At 66.5% G+C, this 26,196-nt stretch carries 28 protein-coding genes and 1 pseudogene; 11 read left to right on the top strand and 18 right to left on the bottom strand.

All coding sequences use genetic code 11. From position 1 onward, the window contains the following. Positions 1–4: 4 nt before the first annotated feature. Both ubiG and ABD255_RS09750 read right to left on the bottom strand, forming a co-directional pair. Entirely contained in the window at positions 5–778 is a 774-nt protein-coding gene (ubiG, locus tag ABD255_RS09755) for a bifunctional 2-polyprenyl-6-hydroxyphenol methylase/3-demethylubiquinol 3-O-methyltransferase UbiG (protein WP_344212082.1), read from the bottom strand. Between the two features lie 22 nt (positions 779–800). After that, positions 801–1,292, bottom strand: a complete 492-nt coding sequence (locus ABD255_RS09750; protein WP_344212081.1) for an Lrp/AsnC family transcriptional regulator — start codon at positions 1,290–1,292, stop codon at positions 801–803. 63 nt (positions 1,293–1,355) lie between these two features. On the opposite strand from ABD255_RS09750, the gene ABD255_RS09745 reads away from it, so the two are divergent. Beyond that, positions 1,356–2,264, top strand: coding sequence for a DMT family transporter (locus ABD255_RS09745; protein WP_344212079.1), 909 nt, complete (start codon positions 1,356–1,358; stop codon positions 2,262–2,264). Next, a complete protein-coding gene (locus ABD255_RS09740) occupies positions 2,261–3,238 on the top strand; it encodes an LLM class F420-dependent oxidoreductase (protein ID WP_344212077.1) in 978 nt (325 codons plus the stop codon). The genes ABD255_RS09745 and ABD255_RS09740 overlap by 4 nt, the downstream gene beginning before the upstream one ends. On the opposite strand, the gene ABD255_RS09735 is transcribed toward ABD255_RS09740, so the two are convergent. Then, positions 3,231–4,232 carry an acetamidase/formamidase family protein gene (locus ABD255_RS09735; RefSeq protein ID WP_344212075.1) on the bottom strand — a complete coding sequence of 334 codons (1,002 nt, stop codon included), beginning with the start codon at positions 4,230–4,232 and terminating at the stop codon, positions 3,231–3,233. The two genes, ABD255_RS09740 and ABD255_RS09735, sit on opposite strands and share 8 nt — an antisense overlap. Positions 4,233–4,373: 141 nt before the next feature. Here ABD255_RS09735 and ABD255_RS09730 point away from each other — a divergent pair, with 141 nt between their 5' ends. Both ABD255_RS09730 and ABD255_RS09725 read left to right on the top strand, forming a co-directional pair. After that, on the top strand, positions 4,374–5,066 hold the full coding sequence (locus ABD255_RS09730; protein WP_344212073.1) for a response regulator transcription factor: 693 nt from the start codon (positions 4,374–4,376) through the stop codon (positions 5,064–5,066). Next, a complete protein-coding gene (locus ABD255_RS09725; protein WP_344212070.1) occupies positions 5,063–6,955 on the top strand; it encodes an ATP-binding protein in 1,893 nt (630 codons plus the stop codon). Before ABD255_RS09730 ends, ABD255_RS09725 begins: the two co-directional genes overlap by 4 nt. A gap of 160 nt (positions 6,956–7,115) precedes the next feature. Here the strand turns inward: ABD255_RS09725 and ABD255_RS09720 are convergent, their stop codons facing one another. Further along, positions 7,116–7,445, bottom strand: a complete 330-nt coding sequence (locus ABD255_RS09720; protein WP_344212068.1) for a MerR family transcriptional regulator — start codon at positions 7,443–7,445, stop codon at positions 7,116–7,118. A gap of 453 nt (positions 7,446–7,898) precedes the next feature. Between ABD255_RS09720 and ABD255_RS09715 the strand changes: the two genes are divergently transcribed. Then, a complete protein-coding gene (locus ABD255_RS09715; RefSeq protein WP_344212066.1) occupies positions 7,899–9,341 on the top strand; it encodes a S1C family serine protease in 1,443 nt (480 codons plus the stop codon). 260 nt (positions 9,342–9,601) lie between these two features. Here the strand turns inward: ABD255_RS09715 and ABD255_RS09710 are convergent, their stop codons facing one another. From ABD255_RS09710 to ABD255_RS09655, 12 genes are all read right to left on the bottom strand, one after another. After that, positions 9,602–10,909, bottom strand: a complete 1,308-nt coding sequence (locus ABD255_RS09710) for a tyrosine-type recombinase/integrase (protein WP_344212064.1) — start codon at positions 10,907–10,909, stop codon at positions 9,602–9,604. A 13-nt stretch (positions 10,910–10,922) separates the two neighbouring features. Then, complete coding sequence (locus ABD255_RS09705; RefSeq protein WP_344212062.1) at positions 10,923–11,144, bottom strand: helix-turn-helix domain-containing protein; 222 nt, start codon at positions 11,142–11,144, stop codon at positions 10,923–10,925. A gap of 160 nt (positions 11,145–11,304) precedes the next feature. After that, positions 11,305–12,948, bottom strand: coding sequence for a YfjI family protein (locus tag ABD255_RS09700; RefSeq protein ID WP_344212060.1), 1,644 nt, complete (start codon positions 12,946–12,948; stop codon positions 11,305–11,307). Next, positions 12,945–13,817, bottom strand: coding sequence for a bifunctional DNA primase/polymerase (locus tag ABD255_RS09695; RefSeq protein WP_344212058.1), 873 nt, complete (start codon positions 13,815–13,817; stop codon positions 12,945–12,947). Before ABD255_RS09695 ends, ABD255_RS09700 begins: the two co-directional genes overlap by 4 nt. 26 nt (positions 13,818–13,843) lie before the next feature. After that, complete coding sequence (locus ABD255_RS09690; protein ID WP_344212056.1) at positions 13,844–14,275, bottom strand: RRQRL motif-containing zinc-binding protein; 432 nt, start codon at positions 14,273–14,275, stop codon at positions 13,844–13,846. Next, positions 14,275–14,466: a hypothetical protein gene (locus ABD255_RS09685; RefSeq protein ID WP_344212054.1), complete on the bottom strand. Its 192-nt coding sequence runs from the start codon at positions 14,464–14,466 to the stop codon at positions 14,275–14,277. The genes ABD255_RS09690 and ABD255_RS09685 overlap by 1 nt, the downstream gene beginning before the upstream one ends. A gap of 18 nt (positions 14,467–14,484) precedes the next feature. After that, on the bottom strand, positions 14,485–14,745 hold the full coding sequence (locus tag ABD255_RS09680) for a hypothetical protein (RefSeq protein WP_344212052.1): 261 nt from the start codon (positions 14,743–14,745) through the stop codon (positions 14,485–14,487). 247 nt (positions 14,746–14,992) lie between these two features. Continuing rightward, positions 14,993–17,287: an ATP-binding protein gene (locus ABD255_RS09675; RefSeq protein WP_344212050.1), complete on the bottom strand. Its 2,295-nt coding sequence runs from the start codon at positions 17,285–17,287 to the stop codon at positions 14,993–14,995. A 20-nt stretch (positions 17,288–17,307) separates the two neighbouring features. Further along, positions 17,308–18,294 (bottom strand): hypothetical protein, encoded by a 987-nt coding sequence (locus ABD255_RS09670; protein WP_344212048.1) that lies wholly within the window; start codon positions 18,292–18,294, stop codon positions 17,308–17,310. Further along, the gene (locus ABD255_RS09665; protein ID WP_344212046.1) at positions 18,291–18,527 is read right to left on the bottom strand and encodes a hypothetical protein; all 237 of its coding nucleotides are present in this window, start codon (positions 18,525–18,527) and stop codon (positions 18,291–18,293) included. Before ABD255_RS09665 ends, ABD255_RS09670 begins: the two co-directional genes overlap by 4 nt. Continuing rightward, positions 18,524–18,781 (bottom strand): hypothetical protein, encoded by a 258-nt coding sequence (locus tag ABD255_RS09660; protein ID WP_344212044.1) that lies wholly within the window; start codon positions 18,779–18,781, stop codon positions 18,524–18,526. The genes ABD255_RS09665 and ABD255_RS09660 overlap by 4 nt, the downstream gene beginning before the upstream one ends. 65 nt (positions 18,782–18,846) lie before the next feature. Next, on the bottom strand, positions 18,847–19,095 hold the full coding sequence (locus ABD255_RS09655; RefSeq protein ID WP_344212042.1) for a DUF6284 family protein: 249 nt from the start codon (positions 19,093–19,095) through the stop codon (positions 18,847–18,849). Positions 19,096–19,286: 191 nt separating this feature from the next. Between ABD255_RS09655 and ABD255_RS09650 the strand changes: the two genes are divergently transcribed. Genes ABD255_RS09650 through ABD255_RS09640 form a run of 3 tightly spaced genes read left to right on the top strand, consistent with a single transcriptional unit; the run spans position 19,287 to position 21,360 of the window. Continuing rightward, positions 19,287–20,012, top strand: coding sequence for a GntR family transcriptional regulator (locus tag ABD255_RS09650; RefSeq protein ID WP_344212040.1), 726 nt, complete (start codon positions 19,287–19,289; stop codon positions 20,010–20,012). After that, complete coding sequence (locus tag ABD255_RS09645) at positions 20,012–20,506, top strand: GNAT family N-acetyltransferase (protein WP_344212038.1); 495 nt, start codon at positions 20,012–20,014, stop codon at positions 20,504–20,506. The genes ABD255_RS09650 and ABD255_RS09645 overlap by 1 nt, the downstream gene beginning before the upstream one ends. A gap of 47 nt (positions 20,507–20,553) precedes the next feature. Next, positions 20,554–21,360, top strand: coding sequence for a DUF8168 domain-containing protein (locus ABD255_RS09640; protein WP_344212036.1), 807 nt, complete (start codon positions 20,554–20,556; stop codon positions 21,358–21,360). 678 nt (positions 21,361–22,038) lie between these two features. Here ABD255_RS09640 and ABD255_RS09635 read toward each other — a convergent pair. Continuing rightward, on the bottom strand, positions 22,039–23,028 hold the full coding sequence (locus tag ABD255_RS09635; RefSeq protein WP_344212034.1) for an LPO_1073/Vpar_1526 family protein: 990 nt from the start codon (positions 23,026–23,028) through the stop codon (positions 22,039–22,041). A gap of 693 nt (positions 23,029–23,721) precedes the next feature. Here ABD255_RS09635 and ABD255_RS09630 point away from each other — a divergent pair. Then, positions 23,722–24,429 (top strand): pirin family protein, encoded by a 708-nt coding sequence (locus ABD255_RS09630; protein ID WP_344212032.1) that lies wholly within the window; start codon positions 23,722–23,724, stop codon positions 24,427–24,429. A 106-nt stretch (positions 24,430–24,535) separates the two neighbouring features. After that, positions 24,536–25,045 carry a carboxymuconolactone decarboxylase family protein gene (locus ABD255_RS09625; protein WP_344212030.1) on the top strand — a complete coding sequence of 170 codons (510 nt, stop codon included), beginning with the start codon at positions 24,536–24,538 and terminating at the stop codon, positions 25,043–25,045. Here ABD255_RS09625 and ABD255_RS09620 read toward each other — a convergent pair. Further along, positions 25,003–25,218, bottom strand: a pseudogene (locus tag ABD255_RS09620) (L-rhamnose mutarotase); the annotation flags it as partial. The gene ABD255_RS09625 and the pseudogene ABD255_RS09620 sit on opposite strands and share 43 nt — an antisense overlap. 130 nt (positions 25,219–25,348) lie before the next feature. Between ABD255_RS09620 and ABD255_RS09615 the strand changes: the two are divergent. Then, positions 25,349–26,113 carry a VOC family protein gene (locus tag ABD255_RS09615; protein ID WP_344212028.1) on the top strand — a complete coding sequence of 255 codons (765 nt, stop codon included), beginning with the start codon at positions 25,349–25,351 and terminating at the stop codon, positions 26,111–26,113. Positions 26,114–26,196 lie beyond the last annotated feature (83 nt).

The following is a 26,196-nucleotide window of genomic DNA, read 5'->3' as shown; positions in this document are numbered from 1 at the left end:
GAGGTCAGGTCTTGGTGGCGTAGCCCATGTAGGAGAGGCCGAGCCTCTTCACCTGACCGGCATCCATGCGCCGGCTCAACTCTCCGAAGGTCAGCCGCCCCCGTCGAACCCGGGCGAAATCCCGGAGCAGGCGGAGCTTGTTCGCCCGGGGCGCCAGGCCGGTGATCTCGTCCACATGCAGGCCGTGCCGCCGCAGTACCTGGGTCAGCTCGTGAGGCGTGATGAACAGGTCCCAGACGTGCAGGTCCGTGTCGATCATCCGGGTAGGCCGCCACTCCTGCATCACCTTGATAGCAAGCAACTTACTGGCCGTCGTCCGATTGACGGTATCGAAGAAATAGAGCCCGTCTTGCTCGAGGACGCGAGCCGTCTCGCTGATCACCGCGTCCAAGTCCGAGACGTGCTCCAGTACGTCGCAGCAGTACGCGAAGTCGACGGCCGAGTCCCGGACAGGCAGGTGTTCGCCCACCGCTACGGCGTACGCGATCTCGAGGCCGGCCGATTCGGCATGCCGCCGGGCCGCGCGGATCGACACGGGAGACGGGTCGATGCCGATCACCCGATTGCCGAGCCGAGCGAACTCCTCGGCCAGGAAGCCACCGCCACAGCCGATGTCCAGAACCGCCGAACCTTCTAAATCCCGGTCGAGACGAGCCAGCACCTGGCGGAAGTAGGCGAACCTCCCGGCCGTGAAGCTCCCATGCAGCACGTTCAGCGGGTTGCGCTCGTCCCACCAGCCGTCGCCGAGGCGGTTGTACACCTCGTTGTCGATCGGCACGGCTGCCACCTCCTCGCCCGGCTCAGGGCAGCGGGACCGCGCGGGGTTCGACAGGCGTGGAGACGATGAACGAACTCGTCGTCTGGCCGTGCACGAGGAACTTGTCGAGCACGTCTTCCAGGCTGGCGATCGCAGCGACCTGGACGCGGATCAGGAAGCAGTCCTCGCCCGAGATCCGGTGGCACTCGACCACCTCGGGCGTGCGGGCGGCGAGTTCGATGATCCGTGGGATCTGGCCCGGGCCGGGCCGCAACCGCACCCAGGCTCCGACCGGCAGACCCAGCGCGGCAGGGTCGATCTCGAGCCGGTAGCCGCGGATCACCCCGGACTCCTCCAGCCGGGCGACCCGCTCGCGCACGGTCGGCGCCGAGACTCCGAGGCGGCGCGCGAGTTCGGTGGTCCGCAGCCGGGGGTCGGCCGTCAGTTCGGTCAGCAGCCGGACATTCAGCTCGTCCAGTGGCGGTTTGTCGGTCTGAAGACTTTCCGCCCGTACTGCGTTCGTTCCGGTAGGCATCGACGCCATTGCTCGCTCATTTCGCCATGGGAAGTCGCTGATTCCATTCCTAGAGTAATCAGCGTGACAACCATCGTGGAAGCTTCACCGAAGACTTCGCTCGCGACCGGTGCGGCCGCCGTCACGGTCGTCCTGTGGGCCTCCTCCTTCGTCGCCATCCGGCACGGCGGCACGGAGTTCTCGGCCGGCGCGATGTCCCTGGCCCGGCTGCTCATCGGCAGCGCGCTGCTCGGCGCCTTCCTCTTCCTTCGCCGCAGAACCACCGACCCCGCAGTACGCCGCTGGCCCGCCAAGCGGGACTGGCCGCCGCTGCTGGCCTGCGGCCTGCTTTGGTTCGGCGTCTACAACCTCTCCCTGAACGAGGCCGAGCGCCGCCTCGACGCCGGGACCGCGGCGATGCTCGTCCACATCGCTCCGCTGCTGATCGCTCTGCTGGCCGGCCTCACCCTCGGCGAGGGCTTCCCCCGCCAACTGGCGATCGGCAGCCTGGTCGCGTTCGGCGGCGTCCTGCTGATCGGTACGTCGACCTCCACCGGCCGCGCGGAGACCTGGGGCGTCGTGCTCTGCATCACCGCCGCCATCTCGTACGCCGTCGGCGTGGTCACGCAGAAGCCGCTGCTGAGCCGTCTCCCCGCGGCCGAGGTGACCTGGCTCGCCTGCACGATCGGCGCGCTCGTCTGCCTGCCCTTCACCTCGACCCTCATCGACGAACTGCGGACCGCGAGCGCCTCGACGATCTGGTGGGTCGTCTACCTCGGCGCCTTCCCGACCGCGCTCGGCTTCACCACCTGGGCCTTCGCGTTGCGCAGGACGAGTGCCGGCCGGATGGGCGCGACGACGTACCTGGTGCCGGTCGTCGCCATCGGTCTCGCCTGGCTCTTCCTCGACGAAACTCCTCCAACCCTCGCCCTGGCCGGCGGTGCGCTCTGCCTGGTCGGCGTCGCGATCTCCCGTCGAAAGGCCTCCCGATGAAGTTCGGCGTTTTCGTACCCCAGGGCTGGCGGATGGACCTCGTCGAACTCGACGACCCGATCGAGAAGTGGGAGGCGATGACCGCTGTCGCCCGGGCGGCCGACGCCGGTCCGTGGGACACGATCTGGCTCTTCGACCACTTTCACACCGTCCCCGAGCCGGTCCGCGAGACCGTCTTCGAGGCCTGGACGGCAACGGCCGCGCTCGCCCGCGACACCACCCGGGTGAACATCGGCCAGATGGTCGGCTGCAACGGATACCGCAACCCGGCCCTCTACGCGAAGATGGCCGCCACCGTCGACGTCGCCAGTCACGGTCGGCTGTACGCCGGGATCGGCGCCGGCTGGTCCGAGCACGAGTGGACGGCGTACGGCTATCCCTGGACCAGCCTCAAGGACCGGATGGGGTCGTTCGCCGAATCCGTCGAGCTGATCCACCGGCTGTGGACCGAGGAGGACGTGGTCTTCCAGGGCAGGTACCACTCGGTCGACAGGCCGTTCGTGGAGCCGCGACGCAAGCCGCCGCTGTGGATCGGTGGAGGTGGCGAGAAGGTGACCCTCAAGCTGGTGGCGCAGTACGCCGACGCCTGCAACCTCGGCACCGGCAGGGTCGACCTGATCAAGCACAAGCTCGCAGTACTGCGTACGCACTGCGACGCGATCGGCCGTGACTACGACGAGATCGTGAAGTCCACCAGCATCAACGTGTTCCCGGTGGACCCTGGAGCCGACCCGGTCACCGCCACCGCGAGGGCCCGGGGCCGCTACACGCTGGACGAGTTCACCGAGATCGGTGCCGGCGGAGGGTTCGAGGGCGCCCGAGCCGAGATCGTGACGGTCAAGCAGGTCAGGGAGCACCTGGAGCAGTTGGCCGAGGTAGGGATCGAGTACGTGATCGCCTACATCCCCGGCGTCGCCTACGACCATGAGCCGATGCAGCGGTTCGCCGAGGACGTAGTACCGGCTTTCAGCTGAGGGTGGCGGCCAGGTCGCGCAGGTGTTGGTGGATGTCGCTGTAGACTTTTGCGCCCGGCAGCAGGCGCTTGGGGACCTTGGTGACGACGCTGTAGTTGGCGTCGACGACGTTGGCCAATGGAACCTCGCTGATCTGGCTGAGCAACTGGTAGGCGTCCAGCTTGTCCAGGCCGTACAGCTCACCCAGCCAGCCGACCATGTCGACCTGACCGGCCCGCCACGCGTCCTCGAGCGGTCTGCTCGACCCGACCACGGCCAGGTAGTCGTCGTTGACGATCCGCGGCCAGGCCGGCCCCGGGGTCTTCAGGAGCTCCACGATGAGCACGACGTTCATGGAGCCCTCGACGGCCGTGCCGCACGACTCGCCCTCGCCCTGGCGGTAGTGGCCGTCCCCGACCGAGAAGAGCGCTCCATCGACGTTGACCCGGAGGAAGCAGGTCGCCCCCGCCTTCATCTCCGGCGTGTCCATGTTGCCACCGAACGTGTCCGGCACCAGCGACGACCGGACCTCCCCGGCCGCCGGAGCCACTCCGACCGTGCCGAGCATCGTCTCGATCGGCAGGGCGATCTCCAGGTCGCTGCCCTGGGCCTGGAACCCGACGGTCTGCTTGTCGGTGTCGACCTCGTAGATCCAGGTCCGCTCCGGCAGCGGGTCCTGCAGGGTCGCAGTACGGTCCGTGCTGGTCAGGCCGCCGAAGAACGGGATGGTCGCCGACGCGCCCCAAGTGCGGGCGGGGGTGAGGTCGACGAAGTGCAGGACGAGGGTGTCGCCCGGCTCGGCGCCCTCGACGTAGAACGGGCCGGTCTGGGGATTCACGAACGGCATGTTCAGCGAGGCGCTGGCCAGATCTGCCGTACTGCGCAGCCGGCCGCAGAACGCGTCCTCCGTCCACAGCCTCATCACCGATCCGGGTTTGACCCGGCGGATCGGGGCGGCGCCGCCGAACGTCCAGGTGAGCTGCTCTGTCTCAGGCGTGAATTCGACGATGTCCACGCCGGAAACCTACGCTGGCGGACCCCTTCTTCGCGAGTGATCAGCGGGTTCTCAGCCGATTCTCAAACAGACGGCATAACCTCGACACGCGGACACCCGGACCCCGGGCCCGTGCGGTGACGACTCGAAGCGGGGAACGACATGCGGGTACTGGTGGTGGACGACGACCGGGCGGTCCGGGATTCGCTGCGCCGTTCGCTGGAGTTCAACGACTTCGAGGTGGTGACCGCCTCCGACGGTGCCGAGGCGCTCGCGGTGATCGGCAACGTCGAGCCCGACGTGGTCGTGATGGACGTGATGATGCCCCGCCTGGACGGGCTGGAGACCACCAAGGCGTTGCGTGCCGCCGGCAACAACGTGCCGATCCTGGTGCTGACCGCCCGCGACGCGGTCGCGGACCGGGTGGACGGCCTGGACGCGGGCGGCGACGACTACCTGACCAAGCCCTTCGCGCTGGAGGAACTGCTGGCCCGCCTGCGCGCGCTGCTGCGCCGCAGTACGACACCGGGCGAGGGCGGCGCCCGCGGCGAGGTCCTCCAGTACGCCGATCTGGTGGTCGACGTGGACGCCCACGAGGTGCACCGCGGCACCACCCCGATCCCGCTGACCCGGACCGAGTTCTCGCTGCTGGAACTGCTGATCCGCAACCCCCGCCGAGTGCTCGAGCGTGCGGTGATCCTGGACGCCGTCTGGGGTTACGACTTCCCGACCACCGCGAACTCGCTCGAGGTCTACATCGGCTACCTCCGCCGCAAGACCGAGGTGGACGGCCTCCCCCGGCTGATCCACACGGTCCGCGGCATCGGCTACGTCCTGAGAGACACCCCACCGTGACCACCCAACCCCCCTCCGGCGACTTCCCCCGCTACACCGGCCAGTCAGACGAAGAAGCCCTCGAGCTAGGCCCGAGCCACAACCCACCACAGCCCGGCGGGCACAGCCCGGGCGCTCCTCAGCAGCCCGGCGGGCCCAGCCCGAGCACCCCTCAGCAGCCCGGCGGGCACAGCCCGGGCGCTCCTCAGCAGCCAGTCTCGGCGCCGCCACCAGGCGCAGCGCCGACCGGGACGCCGCGGCGCTACGCGGGTCCGCAAGGACAGCCGCAGTCCGGCCCCCGCCCGGCCCAGCCGGGCCCGGGCGGCCAATCGGCCCCGAAGCCCGAAGCGCGGCTGCCCCAGCCAGGCGCCGGCGCTCCCCCCGGACCACCCCGCAACGGCAACGGCAACGGCAACAACGTTGTCGTGGCGACGGCTGCCCGGACGCAGGACTGGTGGCAGGAGAAGCTGCACAAGCTGAGCCTGCACGCCCGGGTGACGCTGCTCGCCGCCGTGGCGGTCGGCCTGGCGGTAGCCATCGTCAGCATCTCCGCCTACGTGACGGTCCGGCAGCAGATGTACCGCAACCTCGACGCCAGCCTCGTCGACCGCGCCCAGCAGGCCGCGAGGAGCGGCGCGCTGACCAACCCGACCATTCTCCGGGACGTCCCTCCGGAGGCCCTCGGCCTGAGCGACATTCAGCTGGGGCTCTTGACCTCCGGCGGTGAGCCGGTCGGTTCCGCCGACGGAACCTTGCCTCCGATGGCCGCCCCGGAGCTCGCAGTTGCGCGGAGCCCGGGCAGCGAGCCCGGGATCCGAACAGTCGGCGTGCGGAACGGCGCCCACTACCGGGTGGTCGCCGTGCCCGCCCGGTTCTGTCCACTGAATGATCAACGCGCCTGTGGTTCGGGCGACTACGAGGCAGCCGCGCTCGTCGTGGCCCAGTCGTTGAAGCCAATTGACCGGACGCTCCACAACCTGGGCATCGTGTTGTGGGCGGTCGGGTTGCTCGGTGTCATCGGAGCTGCGCTGGCCGGGAACGCGATCGCGCAGTCCGGGCTCCGGCCGTTGGCCCGGTTGACCGGGGCGGCGGAGCACATCGCGCGGACCGAGGATCTGAAGCCGATTCCGGTGACGGGATCGGACGAGATCTCCCGGCTTGCGCTTGCCTTCAACGCGATGCTGGCCGCGCTGGCTCGGTCGCAGGATCGGCAGCGGCGGCTGGTGGGCGACGCGGGGCACGAGTTGCGTACGCCGCTGACGAGCATCCGGACCAACCTCGATCTGCTCGCCCAGGCGGACAAGCGCGGCGGGCTGCGACCCGAGGATCGGCAGCAACTGCTGGACGACGTACGTGCGCAGATGGACGAGTTGACCACCTTGATCGGGGACCTGACCGAGTTGGCGCGCGATACGCCGCAGGTGCGGAACGCGGAGCTGATCGAGCTGGCGAACGTGGTCGAGGACGCTGTGATCAAGGTTCGGCGCCGCGCTCCTGGGCTGGAGTGGGACGTGCAGATCTCGCCGTTCCCGGTCTGGGGTGACGAGCGGTTGCTCGGCCGGGCCGTGACGAATCTGCTCGACAACGCCGCGAAGTACAGCATCCCCGATGGCGCCGGGGTGCCGCGGCCTGAAGGCGAGATGTTTGGGACGGTCACCGTCAGGTTGCTGGACGGTGTGCTGACCGTCACCGACAGTGGGCCGGGGATCGCCGACGCGGATCTGCCGCATGTGTTCGAGCGCTTCTACCGCTCGAGCGAGGCTCGCAGTCGTCCCGGCTCAGGGCTCGGGTTGGCGATCGTGAAGCACGCGGCGGAGCAGCACGGCGGCATGATCTACGCCCGCAACGCCCCCACCGGCGGAGCCCAGTTCACCCTGTGGCTCCCCCACGCCGCCACCCAGTCCCGCTGACCCACCACCCCGTACGCCGTACGGAGGCGGCGCTCACGTCGTGCTGGTCGAACTGCCGGACCTCCGCCATCACGGCTGGCTCCGCGACCGCACCACCCGCTGCGCCGGCGCCCGGCTGCGCTACCGACCCCAGCACCCGGCACGCAGTACCGGGGCGGGGTCAGGGCTGCTGCTCGTCCGGGCCGCGGAGTTCGGAGTTGATTCGCAGGGCCTCGGCTAGCTGGTCTTCCAGGATGATGATCCGGCAGGCCGCCTCGAGGGCCGTTCCGTTGTCGACCAGTTCGCGGGCGCGCGCGGCGATGCGGAGCTGGTAGCGGGAGTACCGGCGGTGGCCGCCTTCGGAGCGCTGGGGCGTGATCAGCTTCGCCTCGTCCAGGCTTCGCAGGAAACCGGGCGTGGTGCCGAGCATCTCGGCAGCCCGGCCCATCGTGTACGCCGGATAGTCCTCGTCGTCGAAGTTCGCCGGCGCTGTCTCGGGATCTGTCGTCATCGTCTGCTTTCTCTGCTCGGCTGGGGTCATCGCACCTCCACGTCGAGGGCCCCGGTGCCGTAGCACCAGGGCCCTGGGTTTGGATTTTCACCATCTACCGGCGGTCAGGCCGGTATCTACTGCTGGGATCGCTGAATGCGTAACCGAGGACCACCTTCCAATCACGAAGGGACTGCGGTACCCGCCCGGCGAAGAACACGGCCACGGCGGGCGATCCTGATGATGTAATCCACTCCCTTCTTTCGGGTTCAGACCTTGATCTTCTGCTTACAACACCAAAAACCCTAGCCACCCAGGCTCCGAATGTCTACCTCCGCCAGCGGAGATTTCCCGCCCGCGCCGCCTGATGTGTGCGTGAGCACACCGGTTCTTCAGGGGATCTTCATGGAGTTCTTCGCTGGCTCTGACGGGATCTTCAGGGCGTTCTCAGGTCCAGCCGCCAAGGTATTGCCCATGACCGAGAACCAGCCGCACCAGCCGCAGAACCAGCCCGGGAACGACACCCCGGCGCAGGGTTCGACGTACGGGAACCAGCCTCAGCAGGCCGCGTCGCCGTCGTTCGGTTCGGGTTCACCCGAGCGCACGCAGCAGCTGCCGCTCTCTGGCTACGGCCAGCATCCGCAGCAGCAGTACGCGCCGCAGGGCGGACAGCAGCGACCGGGTCAGCACCCCTCAGGTGGAGGTGCTTACCCACAGAGTGGGCAGTTCGGGACGACCGGGGCGCATCAGGGGACGCCACCGGGCTCGAACTGGCCGTTCGGCCCGCAGCCGGCCCAGTCAGAGCCTCCGAAGCCGCCCAAGCGGCGCGGTCTGGCTCTGATAGCGGCCACCGCGCTGCTGGTCGGTGCCGCCGGCGGTGTGGGCAGTGCGGCTGTGTACTCGGCGACCAACGACTCCAGCGCGACTCCGTCGGTGACGGCACCGCTGAACGGCGGGCAGGCCGCTCCGGTCTCCGCGCCGGACGGCTCGGTCCAGAACGCGGCGGCGAAGGTGCTGCCGAGCGTGGTGAAGATCGGTGTGGTGACGTCGCAGGGCGCGGGTACCGGCTCGGGCATCGTGATCAGCAAGGACGGCCTGATCGTCACCAACAACCACGTGGTGGCGGGCGGCGGCAACGGCGCCAAGATCCAGGTGATGCTGAACGACGGCCGGACCGTGTCCGCGACCATCGTCGGCACCGACCCGCTGACCGACCTCGCGGTGATCCGGGCCGACGCGGATGATCTGACCCCGGCGGTGCTCGGCAAGAGCGGTGACCTCGGGGTCGGCCAGGGCGTGGTCGCGATCGGTTCGCCGTTCGGCCTGGAGGCGACCGTGACGAGCGGCATCGTCTCGGCCCTGAACCGGCCGGTCACCTCGGGCGACCAGCAGCAGGACAGCACCACCGTCTTCCCAGCAATCCAGACAGACGCCGCCATCAACCCCGGAAACTCCGGCGGCGCCCTGATCGACCTCGCCGGCCAGGTGGTCGGAATCAACAGCGCGATCAAAACCGCCGGAGGATCGGGACAATCCGAAGGCGGCAACATCGGCCTGGGCTTCGCAATCCCGATCGACCAGGCCAAGCCGATCATCGACGAGCTGGTGGCCAAGGGCAAGGCCACGCATGCGCGGCTCGGAGTGACGGTCGGCGACGCGCAGTCTTCCGACGGGTTCCAGCAAGGAGCCACCCTCGGCGAGGTGACGTCCGGCGGTGCGGCGGACAAGGCCGGCCTGAAGAGCGGTGACGTGATCACCGCGATCGACGGCAAGGCGATCGCGTCAGGGGACGCGTTGGTCGCCGCGGTCCGTTCGCACCGCCCGGACGAGGAAGTCAGCATCACCTTCACCCGCGGCGGCAAGTCGCAGACCGTGAAGGCCAAGCTCGGCTCGGACAACGGCAACCCGACCGGCTGACCCCCGGTCTCCGTCGCCCTCTCCCCCCGGGGCGGCGGAGCACCTCCCTGGTAGGGACTGCGACCGCCCACCGAGCGGCCGCAGTCCTGTTTTTTGGACCTGCAGCGACAGCGACCGACTCACTTGCCCATGCCGGTGTTTACGCAGGTCAGAGGCCACTTTCGACGACTGACCTGACCACACAGGGATGCCCCGCCCGCAACTCGCGGGAGGGGCATCTCTGCGTTGGGTCTCAACGAGGGTCTCAACAGCGCCTCAGATCAGGCCGGAACGAGCGCTCCAGCAGCTCCGTCGCCGTCCTCGTCGTCACCCTTCGCCGGTGGCTTCTCCACCGGGGTCGCCCACAGAAGCCCGCCGACACGGTTCGCGATGTCGCGTCGTACCGGTGCCGTGATGTGCTGGTAGCGCTTGGCCATTGCGGTAGTTGCCCAGCCCATCGCATCCATCACTGCCCGCTCGGGGATCCCCAGCAACAGCATCACCGTCGCTGCCGTGTGCCTGGCGTCGTGTAGTCGCCCCTTGCGGATCCCGGCCGCCTTCAGCAGGTCCTTCCACTCCTGGTGATCAGTGCGCGCGTTCAGCGGCTTCCCCGTGCGACTCGCGAACAACCACCCCTCGTCCGTCCAGAGCTGCCGAGCAGCTTCCTTCTCCCCCGCCTGTTGCTTCTGATGGGTGTGCAAGATGCCCACCAGCTCGTCGGGCAGTCCGATTGTTCGCCGTCCTGCTCGGGACTTCGTGGGTGCAGCGTCCGGCCGCGTGGACACACGCTCTGGGCAGTGGCCCGGAATCTTGCGGCCGCAAGGCTTATCTCCACAGCCGTGGACATAATGCGGCTTGTTCCGACTACGCCGGACTTGCAGAATCCCGCCGTCAAGATCGACATCCGACCACTTGAGACCGAGCGCCTCGCCCTGGCGGAGACCGAGCGCAAGGGCGATTGCCCATCGAGCACTATTCCGCCCCTTGTCCGCCTCGCGAAGAATGGCCTGAATTTCCTTCACCGTGTAAGGCTCGATCTCCTCCTCTTGCTCGATATCGGATCGAGGCGACTTCGCCTTGGTGGCCGGGTTGCTCTTGATGTGGCCTCTTGCCTCAGCCACACCAAGCGCCGTCCGGATCGTTCTGTGAACCTGATGCGCAGTACCCGGCCTTGCTCCGGCGTCCTGCATTCGGGTGTAGAGCCGTTCGAGGTGTTCGGGTTGAAGCTTGTCCAGCTTGTGCTTCCCAATCCCGGGAATGAGGTGAATTCGTGCGGCGCTCTCATATGCCCTGTATGCACCGAATCGAAGGTTTGGCTGGACAATCGTCAACCAGTGCAAGAGCCAGGTTTCTACCGTCCACTTCTTCTCACCGACCGGCCGGACCTTGCCGGAGTCTCGCTCTGTCTCCAACTCCTTCACGCGCGCCACCACGTCTTCCTTCCTTTTCCGCTTGACGTGGGGCCGGTCTGGCGAACCGTCGTCCTTCAACCCCATCGTGACGCGCCCATGCCAGTAGCCATCCGAACCGAGGTAGATCGTCGACCGGCCGTCAGGATTCTTGTGACGCTTGTCAGTCTCTTCGCTCACTGGAAACTCCTTCCTAGGCAGCCTTGCGGCCATCGCGGGCGGCGGCCCGAAGACGATCGATGTACTCGGTCAAGCACTCGGCAGGGATGCGCCGTAGGCGACCGAGTGGCACAGACTCGATCTCCCCAGCCGTCATGAGCGCGTAGAACGTCGTGCGGCCAATGCCAAGCCGTTTGGCGGCCTGCTCGACGGTGAGCAGCAGCGGAGCGGCTGAGGTTTCCTCTACCAGTGACATGCGGTTTGAACTCCCTAGGGATGCCGGGTGCAGCGCTTCGGGGGTGGCCTGGTTGGTAGCCGTTGCAGTCATGGGTGTCGATCTCCCTTGTAGGGCTGAGGGTCGAGAGACGGTGACAAAAGTGACAGAACCTCTGTCGCTGGGGGTTTTGTCACTTTTGTCACTGTGTGGCGAGGACTGTGGGGTGGACTTCGTAGACGCCTGGGGGCCTGCCGCCCCGGCTGGTCTTCTCGGTGGCTCTGGGGCGGATATGGCCGTGGTCGGTGAGGACTTCGAAGGCGGGTTCGAGGGCGGTTGCGGTGGCGAACCGGGGACGCCCGTGGAGGCTGCGGAGGGCATCTCTGCGGGAGAAGGACTCGAGCCCGGTTCTCTTGCAGTGGTTGGTGATCCAGGTCAGGACTTCGCGGGCGTCGTCGAGGTCGGGGTGAGATCGGCCCATGAGGTCGTACACGGCCAGGGCGTGATCGAGGTAGTAGCGGCCGACGCGTTCGGCGGCGCGCATGGTGTCGGCGGTGATCGCGCTGGCGTAGCCGGTGGTGAATGTGTGGGCCAGGTGGAGCAACGCGGCGATCCGGACGACGGCACCGGCGAGCTTGGACGCCCAGTCCGTGATGGGCGCGAGCTGCCCGGTCTGGGGATCGAGTCGGGGTTCGATCCAGTCTTGAAAGTCGAGCAGGATTTGCCGGGCTTCCGGCGTCAGGTCGAGATGGTGCGGGGTCTCGTTGTCGTCCAGCAACAGGACGAGGGTGCGCAGCGCATCGCGGTAGCTGGTCTCGATCGGTTCGGGCACGGACGCGGCACGGTTGTTGCGGCTGCCGACCGTGTTGACGGGCAGGCTGTAGAGGATCCGGGCAAGGACACCTCGGTCACGGAATCCGGGCTGTGCGGCCAGACCTTGGAGAGTGCCGGGCTGAGTGGTGACTCCGAGAGTCAGCGCGGGCCGGTCGATCGACTCCGACTCGCGCCCCTTGCGATCAACTTGCAGCTTGTCGCCTGCGTGGCCCTTGAGGAACACGCCAAGGTTGGGCGCGGCCGAGTAGCGGGTGCCGGTCAGGGTCGCGAACACATCCCCTTCGGCCGACAACACCGCGATCCGTCCGCCGTGGGCAGCCATCAGGGACACGCACGACTCGGGGGTGACGTCGTCAGTCATCAGCCGGGGCAGCACCGGCACAAAGATCTCGGCGGCTTCTTTCGCTGCCGCTGTCGCGTCTGCTAGCGCCTCCTGCGGGTTGGCGGTGGCGCGTTCGGCCTTCTTGGCAAGGTCTTCCGCGCGGGCGTGTGCGATCCGCGCGGCGATCTCCAGCTCGTGCCGCTGCCCTGCGGTGTCGTCCTGCAACGCCTGCTCGGCATCCGACAGTGCGCCGGCCATGGCCCGGAACACCGGCGACTTACGAGAGCCGGGCGGCAACGCGGTAACGGTGTAGAGGTTGACCTGTTCCAGCCAGGACCGATCGACTTGCACGAGCACCTTGCCCCCGGCCGCCGTGGACAGGCACGCCAGCGCCACCGACCCGGCGAGATCGACCGGGGTCTGAGTGGCCTCCGCAACAGCGCTGACCTGGTCAGCGAGCCAGCCGGGGAAAACCTCGACCGGGAATGGCCGAAGGAGCCGGTTGGTCTTCAACGGCACCGGATCGCCATCCCACACCGGCCCGGCATCTGCGGCGGCGGGCGTCTCCACCTGGTCGTGATGCCTGGGTGTGTGCTGAGATCTGATCGGTGTCGGTGGGGTTGGTTCCCATGGGTCTTCGGGTGGCTCGGTGAGTGGCGGTAGCCAGTCGGGCAGCGGTACGGCGCTCATGCTGCTGCGATCCCTTCGTCACGGAATCCGCCGGTGATGGCGGCTCGGATCTCTCGTTGGCTTTGGGCGGCTTGGAGTCCTACGTCGGTGAGGGCGGCGACGGCGTCGGCGTGGTCGATCACCCCGGCGGCGACCATCCGCGCAACGCCTCTCGCGGCTCCGTAGAGCGTCGTTCGGCGCTTGCCCCTCGGTGCGGTCCGGACGGTGTCGAGCAGGGCGCTGAGCAGTAGTTCGGGATGGGAGATGCCCCCGCCCGATCGGGTGGTGGGGAAAGTGCCGGCCAACTGGGCGACGGCGGCCGGTGGTGGCTGACAGGCGGCGATCAGAGCGGAGGGCATCTCCGCCAGTTCGGCGGCGCTGCCCCATCGGTACGGCTGGTGGGTGCGGTGGTGGATCGACGGCGGGAGCACGAGGTAGCCGCCGTCTGCCTTGATGTCGATGCCGGGCCGGTTCGGCATCGGCCGGGAGGCGATGTGCTGGCCGGGGTGGCGGTAGTACAGGTGCAGCCCACCGGATCCGGTGTGGACATGCAGGGTGCGCGGAACAAGCCGGTCAGCCATCAGCGCTGCCAGGCTGTGATCTCCACCGTGGGCCGGGTCCACATCGACACCGACGAGGCCGGACACGGCGCCGGTCCGGACGGCGAGCTGACCACCGGGAACGGCGGCGATGATCGCGGTCAGTCGGTCGGGGTTGGTGGTGGCGGCGTAGAAGCCGTGGCAGGTCAGGTGACCGCAGGCGGCCGGGTCGTGGTCGGGGTCGAGGCGGCAGGGTTCGCAGTTGGCTACGGGACGCTTGGAGCGACCGAGTACGAACACCGGCCAGCCGCGTTCGGCGGCGTCCAGGGCGGCGATCAGCAGATCCGACACGGGCAGTTTCCTCCTTGCAGAGTTGGTTAGGCGGCGGTGGCGTACCGGTCGACGTACGCGGCTATGCACAGGTCGCAGCGGCCATCAGAAGTGGGGATGCAGTAGTCACAAACCCGGCCGCATTGCCCGCAGCGGCGCCGGGCTTCCATCGCCTTGTCGAGGGCGTTGAGCTGCGCCGGTGACGGCACTCGCGACAGGCGGGCGAGGTCGAGCCGGTACAGCCAGGCCCAGCGTTGCCCGTTGCGCCACACCAGAACCGCGTACGGTTCCTGTCCGCCCGGACACATCCGCATCGCGCGGAGCTGTCGGCGGGTGGCGAGCCCACCGGGTGCCCACCGGAACTTGAACACCGGGGTTCCGTGCAGATCCCACCCGAGCGCCTGCTTGCCGTTCCACAAGGTGATCCAGCGCGACGCGGCCGGGTGCAGGCTCGCCCTTTCCATCAGTCGCCCGGCCATCAGCGGTTCCACCAACGACGCTTGCGCTCCGCCTGGTCGAACTGGTCGCGGGCTTCCTGGGCCTCGCTGGTCTCGTTGTTGTGGGAGTAGTTGTTGAGGTTGTCCAGGGCGGCGCGGTACTCCTCGCGCGGCGTCAGCGGCCTGTCTGGGTTTTTCTTGCCCTTGGCAACGGGCTTGCGTGGGGTGGTCACGGCAGTTGCTCCTTCGGGTCAGCGGTTGCTGTGGCGGTCGAGCAGGCAGCGGCCGAGCCGGGTCCGGCGGCCGGTGCCTTTGCAGCGCGGGCAGTTGCGGAACGACTTGCGCGATGGGGATCCGGACTTGCCCGAACCCGTGCAGCGCGGGCAGTCGGCGTAAGGCCAGATCCGGCACCCGGCGAGGTAGAGCACGGCCAGGACGACGACGAACGCGGCGAGCAGCAGGACCGATCCGGCGGTGACGAGTGCGACCAGCGGCGGCACAGACTCAGTCATCTCTGTCACTTTCTGTAGTCGGGTGAGGGTGTGACGGGGCGGGCCGGGCACCATGTGCGGTGGCCGTCCGGGAGGTTTCGGGATGTAGTTAGCTGCCGGTGATCGGGTTAGGTTTGTCACTCGGCGGGTGAGGTGGGCTGATTGTGGCTCTGACCTGCGGAAAGTTACGGAGTGAGCCGAGTTAGCCGGGGATCGGAAACCGCTGGTCAGAGCCGCTCAGAGCAGTGTTCCGACCCCCGGCCGTGGGTTAACTCGCGAGCTGACCTGCGCCGTCGTCGGCCTCGTCTGCGGCCTGTTCCCGCTGGACGATCGCGTCACGGACCGTAGCGGGATCGATCGGCCAGCGGTTACCGGTCGAGGGGACCTTGACCCCGTGCTCCTTCGCGAGCTCGTCTCGCAGCGACTTGCCGGTCATACCCAGGTACGGCGCCCAGGTCGGCGCGAGCCGCTTCAGCAGCGCGGGCACATCCGCGCTCGGCACCGGGTCATCCCCCAAGACCTCGTCCAGGTCGGCCAGCAGATCGCGGGTCTCGATCTCGATCCGCGCCGTGCCGGGCTTGGAGCCGCCGCGTTCGGCGATCGCGGCCATCGCCCGCTCGATCAGCGGTGTCACTTGGTCGTTCTCCTTGGACACGTCGAGGAAGTACCACTGCAAGATCTCCGACCGCTCCCCGCTGAAGCCCTTCACGATCGCGGTTCCCCGGTCGGTGCCGGGGATCAGCTCGGTTGCCCGGTGGCCGGCGGTGTAGGCGCCCTGCCCCAACAGCGCGTCGTTGGCGACGTGGTCGGAGACGGCGAACGCGATGCCGTTGGAGCAGTTGCGGGTCACGTCACGCGGCATCGATGTGGCCGTGGGCGCCTGGGTGGAAACGACCAGGTGAATGCCGCGCTTGCGGCCGAGCTTGACGATCTCGATCACGTACTTCTGAATTTCCTTGCCGTACGTGTCGTCATACAGCGCCACGTGCGCCTCTTCGAGCAGCCCGACGAGCGGGTGCAGACCGACGCCCTTGTTCGCGATTTCCCTTGTGACAGAAGGGATCTCGTACTTCACCAGCAGCGCACCGCGCGCCTGAACCTCGTCGTACAGCTCCTTCAGGTCGTCGCGGATCTTCTCGATCGCTTCGGCGTCGGAGCCCATCACGTAGCGCGAGCAGCGCGGCCGGAACACCTCGAAGTCGTAGTTGGTGTCCGGCACCCAGATCCGCAGCTCGGCGGTCGGGTCGAGCGCGGCACCGATCATCATCACCCGCGCCGAGGCGGACTTGCCCTGACCGGGAATGCCGCCGGTGATGGTGTTGCGCTCGGCCATCGGCGCGAGCATCGGTTCACCCCGCAGCGTCCGACCGGCCGGAACGCCCCTGAAGAAGTCGACCAAACCGCCCTCCAGCAAGGGATACGCGCCCGCCCCCTCAGCGAGTGCGCCCTTGTCCGCGACCCACAGATCCAGGATTCCGGCCTCGCTGCCGGTGGTCGGCCAGACCTCTTTCGCGGCCCGGCTGAGCCCCGTGGCCAGCTCAGCGCGGCGCCGTGCGACCTTCTCCGCGGTGACACCGGCGGGCAGCCGCACGACCGCGTGGGTGCCGCGCCCGTCGACGCGGGCCGGGGTGATGAACTGCAGCTTGAGACCGGACTTCAGGTACTGCGTGATGGACGGGATCCGCAGCGCGTTTAGCGCGGACGCGATCGTGGTTTCATCGATCGCGACATCCCACGCCTGATCGCCGGTCGTGACCAGCCACGACGGCGGTTCAGCGCGCCGCTTGCCTTCGCGCCACGCGGCCAGCACCACCAGGAACGGCGCGGCGATCGAGAATAGCCCCCACACGAAAGCGACAGCGGCGATCGTGAACCCAATGACGGCGAAGAACCCAAGCCACACACCCGTGAACGATCCGTTGCCGGTGGCCTTGGTCAGAACCGCGATCACGAACACCGCCAGCGGGACACCGATCAGCACCGCTGCCAGGACCTTCACGACACCGACGAACAGCTTCGGCAGATCCATCAGACGGCGGTGACGGCGCTCGGTGGCCATCTCCTTGCGGTCGGCCCACTCCTTCAACTCTTCACGGTCACCGGCCGCCTCAGCGGCCTTGATCTGACGCCGGTAGACACCCATGGTCGAGGCATCCCACAGCCGCTTAGCCCACGACTCGACGCCCTGCACGACCGTGAACGACTCCCGCAGCACAACCTTGCCGACCGTCTTCGTCTTGTCGTGGGTGCCGACCTTCACCACGGCGCGGGTCGCGACCTGCCCGGTGCTGACCGCGCGGCGCACCAGCGCGCCCCGGTTCGCCAACCGGCGGTCCAACTCGGCCGACTCATCATCGGTCAGGATCTCGCCCTCGATCACCTGAGCATCCACCGCGCCGTGAACACCATCAGCGACGACAGCGGGCACCCGCTCGGCGTCCTCGTGAACGATGCCCGGAACGCCTTCCTGAACGTCGCCCTGAACACCCTCGTGAACGCCGTCGTGAACGGTCTCGTGAACCTCGGCGCGGCTGTTGTCGTGAAGCTTGTGAACGTTGTCCATGAACCTGCCTCCTGTCTCGATCAAGCCGCCGCACGAGCGAAGTCATCGCCCGTTGCAGCCGCGTCGTCAGTGGTGGTCTCGACAGCCACCGGGGCAGCCGTAGTGGTCTTGGTGGTCTTGCTCAGCTCGTCGCGGACAGCGGCGGCGACCTTCACCGACAGGCCGGCCGAACAGCCACTCACCCGGCGAGCCCACGCGGGTGTGATCTCTACGCCCGGCTCAACGCCCGCCAGGGCGTCGGCCACGTAGTCGGCCAGCAACTTCCGGCCGTGCTTCGCGGCGGCCTTCTTCCGGGGCTTCGGGGGCTTGCGCGCCACGTGGCTAGAGGCGGTGTCGGCGAGCGCGGCAGAAGCCGACTCCAGGGCTGCCGGAGCATCCGGGATCTGTACTGCGGGGCGGGACATCTCCAACGGCTCAGCGGCCTTCACCGGGTCAGCCAGCGCAGCCGCCTGCTCGGCCCGCAGCACCGCTTCGGTCAGCCGGTCCCGCAGAACTGGGGCGGTCTCGGCAGCGCAGAACACCAGCAGTGGCGGCACCGAGTGCAGCACGATCCCGGCCACGTCGAGCGTGAGGAACGACGACCACGTGTTCATGGCGTAGGTCGCGGCGAAGGCGAACCGCTTTGTCCGGCCGATCCACGGGCCAACATCGCTCACCTGATACCGGGCGGTGATCTGCTCAGCTCGCAGTACTGCGATCAGCACCAGCGACACCATCGGGTCGAGCAGCCAGGCGGCGAACCAGGCCAGGGAGAACACGGCCGCTCCACGGGCGGCGAAGTCCTGAACGTTCACCATCGTGAACGCCAGACCGAGCACGATCCCCAGCCACATACAGCGATCTACCTGCGTGCGGATCGCCTCGACCCGCAGCGCAACAACGTCAGGGTGAGTGGATAGCGCCCGGACCTGCGATGCCTCAGCCGCGGCTACTCGCAGCCGCTCGACACCGGACCGCTTCGCCTTGCCGGACTCGTTGACCTCAGACGTAGGAATCAGGGTGCTCATGACCGGGCCTCCCTGATGGCCAGCTCACGGCGAGCGTCGTCGTAGAGCCAGCCCAACGCATACAAGTCGCCGTGAGCGGTGGCGATCTCGGCGGAGTCGGCCGGCGCGTCACCGGTCAGGGCGGCCAGCAACGACCCGAGCCGGGCCTCAAGCTCGTCGTGCAGGTTCGGCTCATCAACACCGAGCCGTGCGGCCAAGATCTCGGTAAAGGTCATCGTCCGGTGGCGGTTCATCGGGAACCCCCAGCCAGTAGCAGGGTCCAGCCGACGAGGTTGGTACCGACAACGGTCCCGATCAACGCGAGCTGCGCAAGCCGGACCCGCAGCCAGCTCCGGCGCGGCCGCAGAATCGGCAGCACCACCGCGATAGACATCACGATCGCAGCGACCATCAGCGCCACGCCGACCCACAGCAACGGTCGCCCGATACCGCCGAGCCCGTGCAGATCAGCAAAGGCCAGAACGACCAGCAGCGTGGACTCCAACATGAATACGATCCGGGCCCTGTGCTCGGCGCTCGCCGTGGCCTGCCGGTCCGGAGCAGTAGGGCGGCTCATGCCGCACCGTCAGTCAGAACATCGCTGTCGGCCAGCTCGCGGGTGACGGCCAAGACCTGGCGCTCAGCGCGGCGAATCCGGCGACGGTCGAGAGCGGAGGCGGCCGGACCGGCGTTGATGTACGCGATCTCGGCGTCCAGCAGGTCCAGCTCGGCCGCGATCAGCGGCCATTCCTGCTGAATCTCGGCCAGCTCGGCAGCGGTCGGACCCTCGCTGTCGGCGGCCTGAAGGTGGATGATCTTCACGGGTTGTGCTCCTCTGCTGAAACGGAATGAGTGCGACCCAGACGCCTCGGCGGGTGCCACCGCCGGGGCGTCGCTTGTCTGGTTCCTATGGGTCTTGGTCTGCTTATGTGGCTTGTAGGAACAAGTAGCTTGAGTGACATGTTGGAACAAGCCGCATAAGCTTGTCAAGCACCAGACGAGAGGAATGTGGGATGCCAGAGACGTTGCAAGAGCGAGTGGCGCGCTTGATCCGCGACTCACTCGGTGAGCCGGGCTCAGCCCTGCCCAGCGAGGCGGAACTAGTGGACCGCTATGGCGCGAGCCGCAACACGGTTCGCGCCGCGCTAGCCGCTCTGGAGGCCGAAGGTCTGATCACCAGCAGCCAGGGCCGGACTCGTCGCGTGCGGCAGATCCGCCGCTGGGAATGGAAGATGGCCGAGTGGGAGAAGGCCCACAACAACGACGGCGACGCCTGGGCCAACACCATCAAAGCTCAGGGCGGGACCCCCAGGAACGACCTGCAGATCCTCACGATCCAGGCGCCGGCCGATGTGGCCGAGGCGCTCCAGATCCCCACAGGAACAGCGATCCAGGCACGCAACCGCCTCCGCTGGGTCAACGACGAGCCCCACCAGCTCAGCGACTCCTACTTCCCGCCGTTCGTGACGGACGGAAACGACCTGTTTTGGAATCCCAGCGACCTCGGCGTCAACGGCGGCCTGTTGGCGGCAACCGGACACACGCAGGTCCGCTGGCATGACACCCTCACTGCTCGGATGCCAAGCTCTGAGGAAGCGCAGCGCCTGATGATGGCCCCCGGCACACCGCTACTCGTCCACACTCGCGTGGGCTTCGACGCGGAAGGTCGCCCCGTTCGCTACATGGTTTCCCGCATGGCGGCCGACCGCGTCGAAGTCTCATACGACGTGGACGCCTGATGCTCATCACGCTCGACGAATCCCACCGCAAGCTCGTCCACCAGGTCCGCGACGAGGCCGGGGAGTGGCTAGCGACAAAGGCCACCGACCAGTACCGAGGCGGCCTCGACATGGCCCAGGTCCATGCCAACATCGACCACGACTTCGACGAGTACCCATTCGTCGGCTGGCTGATCGACGGCGAAGTGGTCGCGATGATGGCACTGATCGAGCCAGAGGCTGACTTCTGGTCTCCCGAAGAGCTTGCAGAGCCGCAGACCTACATCAGCCGATTCTTCGTCGTAGAGCACGGCAAGGGGTACGGCTCAGCCCTTCTTGACGCAGTGATTGAACAGGCGCGCCGCGACGGCAAGCGGTGGGTGCGCCTGAACTGCTGGAGCACCAACACTAGGCTCCACGAGTACTACGTCGCTCACGGTTTCGAGCACGTGCGCACCTGCGAGATACCGGGCCGAATGAGCGGGGCTCTATTTCAACGGAAGTTGAATTCGTGAGGTCGCAGGTATCGCAGTAACCGCATCGGTAAGGCAAAGTGTCCGCTATGAGCAACAGCCCCGACACTCACTCCGACGACAGTCTTGTCGTTCAGGCCGAGTCGCCTCGGCCTGAACAAATGCTTGCCGTGGTCACAGGCCTGGTTCATCCGAACCGGCTCGGATGGACCTATGATGAGCCCATCCAATACACGTTCGACGGAGCTCGTTGCCAACTCTCCGTCATGCTGGGCCTTTTCAATGTCTTCATCGAGGCAGATAGACCGGATGACTTCGCTACATTCCTGAATAGGATAGGCGCAATAGTACAAGGATGCCTCGACTCGCTGGGATTCTTCCTGGCAGCGCCTCTTCGAGGAGAAATCCTATCGATGATCGTTGACGGCAAGGAACTCCACTACCGCAAGCTCCAGTGGGACGAGTTTTTACCCAAAGGCTCCGACGAAACACGCGTCGAAGCCGTGAAGCTTCAGCCCTTCACACGCATGGCGATTGAAGAGCCGCTGGTTCGACTGGCCCTCGCAGACCTGCGCACCGCCCTGGACCTACCTGGCGAAACCGTAGTGCTCTGCTATCGAGCAATAGAAAGCATCCGCCAGTGGTTCTTGTATGGCGATGCTGACGATGACTCCGCTCGAAAGCAGTCTTGGATCGACCTGAAAACTCATCTCGACATTAAGCGCGAGGAGATCAAACCGTTAGAGGCCATGGCGACGTCTCGCCGCCATGGCGCCGACACAGCCGCCACCGAGCGGCAGCGAGTAGAGGCATTGACTCTGGCACGGAAGGTTGTCGAACGCTTCGTAGCCTATCGCGTGTCACTCACTGCCCCACCACCCAGCTCCGACCAGTAGGGAAAGCACGGCGGCCCGGTGCGGATTATCTCCCCTGATCCTCCGAGACCTCACGAAGGTTATTGAATTCGTCACGATGCCACCGGCATGCCAGCATTGTCCCGGAATGAGAGTCTACATACCAGGATATTGTATTTTGGATAAGAAAACGCACGTATGCGTTCCGCAGTAAAGGAAGCATCTAACGCGCCGCCGGGAGGGAGAACAGAACGGCGCTCGGTCTCGCGAAAGCTCTCCCAATTCCCTGCCGTGTTCAAGCTCCCGATTTCAACCTCTACGTCGCTGATTGCGAAAGGGCTGCTGTTCAGGACATGCGCGGCCGCATACCAAGGGCTCCCGATTATGTTGCGGGGTGGAACGTCCGGGTACTCCGTCTCACTCGTCGCCCACGCCGAGACCTGCGACGCTTGGCCACGTCTACGGTCGTTCGCCTCGGCGGCGAGCAGTCGGTTGACTCGGAGCGTGTCTCTAACGGCGACGAACAGAGCGACGAGAACAGCAACGGCCGTGAGCATTGTCGAGACGGCGCTCCAGCCAACTGACCACGGATCCGGGTTCATGACTAGCAACGATGAGCGTACGAACCGAACGGACTCGGCTGCCACGCCGAACCAACTCACGACTGTACGGACTACGTGCGGCGCGGGTGTCTCAGAGCCCGCGCAGATCGGCATTCCCTCACTTCGTATTGGGGATCCACACCGATAGGTCAGTCACTCCGCCACATTGCTGACGCCAATGAGCATGGGCCAAGGCAAGACCGACACTGGTAAGACGTATCTGATTCATGAGCGTACTTGGCCAGAGATTTACGAACGCTTCTAATTCTGGGACATTACGCTTTACCGCGTCCTCAATTTCATTGGCTGGCTGCACAAATGTTTTTAGTAGGGTCTTGGCTTGCTCGACAGCAACGGGCACATAGCCATCCTGGACCATACTGCTAACGACTGCGTCGGAATCCCGAAACTTGAGCTGCAACTTCGTGCTGTCATTTATGCATGGCATGAACAGTTCAGGCTTGCCTTGCAACTCTAGGGGCAGTTCGAGCTCGGAAAATCCCCTCGGAAACAATCCAGGATATGTCCCCGACAAGAGGGATCCAAAGGTGCTTGATGTAACTTCGATGCTCGCGCAGCCCGTGTAAGCCAAGTGTTCATAGTCAGCGCCATGTGTCGCGACATGAGCCGCCACCGGAACAAGGTTTTCCCGGAGCCAACTAAAGATCATCCCCGGGGTTGCAGCAGTAACTGACCGGATTCTGGTCGAAACGAAGACCGCAGTGAGTGTATTGATCTGGAGCGGCGTGAGCCGTCCTATCGTTGCTATAGCCTCATTGAGGACTATCGCAGTCAGGGACATGGTCTCATTAGCGAAGCGATCCACGAGCATGTCAATCAGAGAGCGCCCAAGCTCCTCGGACCCGTTTTTAGCGAAAACATTCTGCGCCGCGTAAAGCGTGCTCTGAATATCCGGATCCTGAAGAGTGTTGATCAATTCAGGCGCTTCGCGAAGCTTCTCGAAAATCTGGTCATTCAGCCATGAAACCCTCTGGTCGACCAATTCCTGTGCGTAGCCCTGCATTTCAAGCATATTCCGCTTCGCGACCATCTCCATCATCTTGATGGCTGTATCCGCATCCAAGCCCTGATTGATCACCACTTCCATCGACTTTCCTGCCTGCAAGTTGACGGATCCCTCAGCTCCCTCCTGCTGCTGATCTGGTTTCACTTGCCATCACGCCGATACTTGATGTTCTTTCCGGCTTGGAGATTCACGCTCCCCTTTCCGCCCTTCTGATCCTGTCGTCGCGAGGAACGGAAACGCGCGCTCGCCAATAGACCGCAGATCGCAACGAACGTTGCGACCGCTCCGCCGACAATCCATTCAAGGTTGTCCCTAATCCAATCCATTCTGCGATTGTCGCAGAGTCTTGCCTCGACGCCTACATACCGCCAACACTGCCTCTCGTATGCCTCACACCGGCCAGCAGGAGGCAGCAGGCCGGCCTGCCAGCGCTGACACTGTCCGTCTCAGTTTCCGTCTCATCCGTCGTCGTTCGCGACCGTTCACGACGACCAGGGCGACGCTCACCCACGCTGCGCGGACGTCCAAACAGCCTGCTGAACGGCGATCCGAGGACTTGGAAAGCATGTTGGAGCGGTCGACACACCAGCGGCTAGCGGCGCAGGGGAAGGGTCTCAAAGTGGGTCTCATCCGTCCCCGTTCAGACCCGTTCATTGGGGGTCCATCTCATCTAGTCGATCAGGCTCAGCGACCACTTCGAATCTTGCCGAACACCAATACGACGACCCACCGAGCGGCCGCAGTCCCGCTTTTCTGATGGGGTATTACTAGAGGGTGGACATCCGCCGGGCCGACGACCGCTTTCGTACGACGTCCGGCTGGCTGGACTCGCACCACTCGTTCTCGTTCGGCCCGTACTACGACCCCGCGAACGTCGGCTTCGGCCTGCTGGTGGTGCACAACGACGAAGTGGTTGCCCCTGGCACCGGGTTCGACACGCACCCGCACCAGGACCTCGAGATCGTCACCTGGGTACTGCGGGGCGCCTTGGTGCACCAGGACTCCGAGGGCCACAGCGGCATCGTCTACCCCGGGCTCGCTCAGCGGATGAGCGCCGGCAGCGGCATCCAGCACTCCGAGCGGAACGACGCGGGCGAGCCCGTGCGGTATGTGCAGATGTGGGTCCGGCCGGACGAGCTCGACCTGGACCCGTCGTACCAGCAGGCGGAGGTGGGCGACAGCCTCGCCGGGGGTGACCTTGTACCGATCGCGTCCGGCCTGCCGAAGCACGCCGACACTGCCGCGATCCGGATCAACCAATCCAAAGCCGGTCTTTATGCGGCCCGCCTGGCTCCAGGCCAGGCCGTCCAACTGCCGACAGCGCCGTACGTTCACCTATTCGTTGCCCTCGGCACCATCTTGCTCGAGGGCGCCGGATCACTCGGTACTGCGGACGCGGCCCGCCTGGTCGCCGCCGACGGCCAACGCGTCACCGCCGGCCCTGGCGGAGCCGAGGTACTGGTCTGGGAAATGCTGGCCTAGATCGCGGGACGAGATCCACGTCACGTCGGCCGCCATCCACCTCACAACTCGCTGCCAGTGTTCGTCGGTAGAGGCAGATATCCCGACAACGGCAGAGGAGTCCCTCATGGATGCCCGTTCGAACATCTTCGGCAGCCCGGTGGCAGGCAAGGTCGTGAAGTACCTCGCCTCGGCCGGACACGCGGTCGCCGAGAGCACGCTGCCCGCCGCGACGCAGGAGTTGATGAGGCTGCGCGCGAGTCAGATCAACGGGTGCGGATTCTGCACCGACATGCACACCAAGGACGCGCTCGCCGCCGGAGAGTCGCCGCTGCGCCTCAGCCTGGTCGCGGCGTGGCGCGAGGCCACCGTCTTCACCGAGGCCGAGCGGGTCGCGCTGGAACTGACTGAGCAGGGCACCCGCATCGCCGATGCGGCCGGCGGGGTGACGGACGAGGCCTGGGCCGCCGCCGCCGACCACTACGACGAGGAGCAACTCATCGCGATGACGTGCCGCAGGGACTGGCCGGCCAGTCCGTCGGGATTCTGGGCGAAGCTCTCCACGAACTGGCTCATGTGCTGCTGCCAGCGCTGGTCCACCGGGTCGTTCGCGAGCCGGGCCACGGCGGCCTCGTAGTCGTCGCACTCGACCAGGTGGAACAGGTCGCGGCCGCTGCGCCAGATGGTCCAGTCGTGGATGCCGGCCTGGTTCATCACCGCGATCAGCTCGGGCCAGACGCGGGCGTGCTCGAGCTCGTAGGCCTCTTCGGTGCCGGCGATGAGGCGGCTGTGGAGTGCTAGGCGGGTCACAATCGTGCAGGATACGCCCGGGAGTGACCGAACCGTTACCCGATCTCACGGCGAACTTCTCGACGTGGCCGATGGTCCCTGGCAGGTTGGGGGGCTGTTCTGGACAACGCATTCCAGCGGAAGGACTTTCATGGTCGAGCGGAGCCTGCCGTGGCCGCCGGGGACGCCCAACTGGGTGGACCTGGCCGCCGACGACACCGCAGCGGCTGCCCGGTTCTACGCCGACCTGTTCGGGTGGGACTGCCAGCACCAAGGCTCCCGCGACTACTGGGTCTGCAAGCTGGACGGTGAGAACGTGGGCGGCATCGGCCCGAAGCAGCCCGGTACCGAGCACCTGCCGAGCCGCTGGACCACGTACCTCGCCACTGACCACCTGGATCGCACCCTGGACGCAGTGAAGGCTCAGCAGGGGCAGGAGTTGGTGGAGCCCCGCGAGGTGGCACTGCACGGCCGGATGGCGATCGCGGCCGACCCGAACGGCGCGATCTTCGGGCTCTGGCAGGCGGCAGAGAACCTCGGCACCGACCGCAACACCCACCCCGGCACGCTGGTGTGGAGCGAGGCGCTCAGCGAGGACTACGAGACCTCCCGGGCCTTCTACATCTCCGTCTTCGGCTACCGGGCCGAGGAGATCGGCGGCGACACCCGGTACGCCGCGCTCTACGCCGCCGACAGGCCGGTCGCCGGCACCGGGCAACTCCACCCGGACTTCCCCGCCGGTACGCCGCCGCACTGGCTCCCGTACTTCGCCACCGGCAGCACCGACGGCACCGTCAGCCAGGTCACCGGCGCAGGCGGGGAGTTGGTCAGCAACCCGCTGGAAACCGACTTCGGCCGGATGGCGGTTCTGGCCGACCCCGAGGGCGCCCGCTTCGCGGTGATCCAGCTCGGCTGAAGGCCGATTCCTCTTGTAAATCAGGGGGATTCGCCCCGGCAATCGTCGGACGATTTGCCGGTTCCGGCCAACTTCAGGCGGCG

This window comes from Kribbella sancticallisti, from assembly GCF_039530625.1.
GTDB lineage: Bacteria > Actinomycetota > Actinomycetes > Propionibacteriales > Kribbellaceae > Kribbella > Kribbella sancticallisti.
The sequence above is the reverse complement of the archived record's forward strand: the minus strand, read 5'-3'. Positions and strand labels throughout refer to the sequence as shown.

Excerpts from the sequence above, each read along its gene's own strand:
- ABD255_RS09750 (WP_344212081.1), bottom strand. The coding sequence starts at position 1,292 with ATGCCTACCGGAACGAACGCAGTACGGGCGGAAAGTCTTCAGACCGAC.
- ABD255_RS09740 (WP_344212077.1), top strand. The coding sequence starts at position 2,261 with ATGAAGTTCGGCGTTTTCGTACCCCAGGGCTGGCGGATGGACCTCGTC.
- ABD255_RS09730 (WP_344212073.1), top strand. The coding sequence starts at position 4,374 with ATGCGGGTACTGGTGGTGGACGACGACCGGGCGGTCCGGGATTCGCTG.
- ABD255_RS09720 (WP_344212068.1), bottom strand. The coding sequence starts at position 7,445 with ATGACGACAGATCCCGAGACAGCGCCGGCGAACTTCGACGACGAGGAC.
- ABD255_RS09715 (WP_344212066.1), top strand. The coding sequence starts at position 7,899 with ATGACCGAGAACCAGCCGCACCAGCCGCAGAACCAGCCCGGGAACGAC.
- ABD255_RS09705 (WP_344212062.1), bottom strand. The coding sequence starts at position 11,144 with ATGTCACTGGTAGAGGAAACCTCAGCCGCTCCGCTGCTGCTCACCGTC.
- ABD255_RS09700 (WP_344212060.1), bottom strand. The coding sequence starts at position 12,948 with ATGAGCGCCGTACCGCTGCCCGACTGGCTACCGCCACTCACCGAGCCA.
- ABD255_RS09690 (WP_344212056.1), bottom strand. The coding sequence starts at position 14,275 with ATGGCCGGGCGACTGATGGAAAGGGCGAGCCTGCACCCGGCCGCGTCG.
- ABD255_RS09680 (WP_344212052.1), bottom strand. The coding sequence starts at position 14,745 with ATGACTGAGTCTGTGCCGCCGCTGGTCGCACTCGTCACCGCCGGATCG.
- ABD255_RS09675 (WP_344212050.1), bottom strand. The coding sequence starts at position 17,287 with ATGGACAACGTTCACAAGCTTCACGACAACAGCCGCGCCGAGGTTCAC.
- ABD255_RS09670 (WP_344212048.1), bottom strand. The coding sequence starts at position 18,294 with ATGAGCACCCTGATTCCTACGTCTGAGGTCAACGAGTCCGGCAAGGCG.
- ABD255_RS09665 (WP_344212046.1), bottom strand. The coding sequence starts at position 18,527 with ATGAACCGCCACCGGACGATGACCTTTACCGAGATCTTGGCCGCACGG.
- ABD255_RS09660 (WP_344212044.1), bottom strand. The coding sequence starts at position 18,781 with ATGTTGGAGTCCACGCTGCTGGTCGTTCTGGCCTTTGCTGATCTGCAC.
- ABD255_RS09650 (WP_344212040.1), top strand. The coding sequence starts at position 19,287 with ATGCCAGAGACGTTGCAAGAGCGAGTGGCGCGCTTGATCCGCGACTCA.
- ABD255_RS09645 (WP_344212038.1), top strand. The coding sequence starts at position 20,012 with ATGCTCATCACGCTCGACGAATCCCACCGCAAGCTCGTCCACCAGGTC.
- ABD255_RS09640 (WP_344212036.1), top strand. The coding sequence starts at position 20,554 with ATGAGCAACAGCCCCGACACTCACTCCGACGACAGTCTTGTCGTTCAG.
- ABD255_RS09635 (WP_344212034.1), bottom strand. The coding sequence starts at position 23,028 with ATGGAAGTGGTGATCAATCAGGGCTTGGATGCGGATACAGCCATCAAG.
- ABD255_RS09625 (WP_344212030.1), top strand. The coding sequence starts at position 24,536 with ATGGATGCCCGTTCGAACATCTTCGGCAGCCCGGTGGCAGGCAAGGTC.
- ABD255_RS09615 (WP_344212028.1), top strand. The coding sequence starts at position 25,349 with ATGGTCGAGCGGAGCCTGCCGTGGCCGCCGGGGACGCCCAACTGGGTG.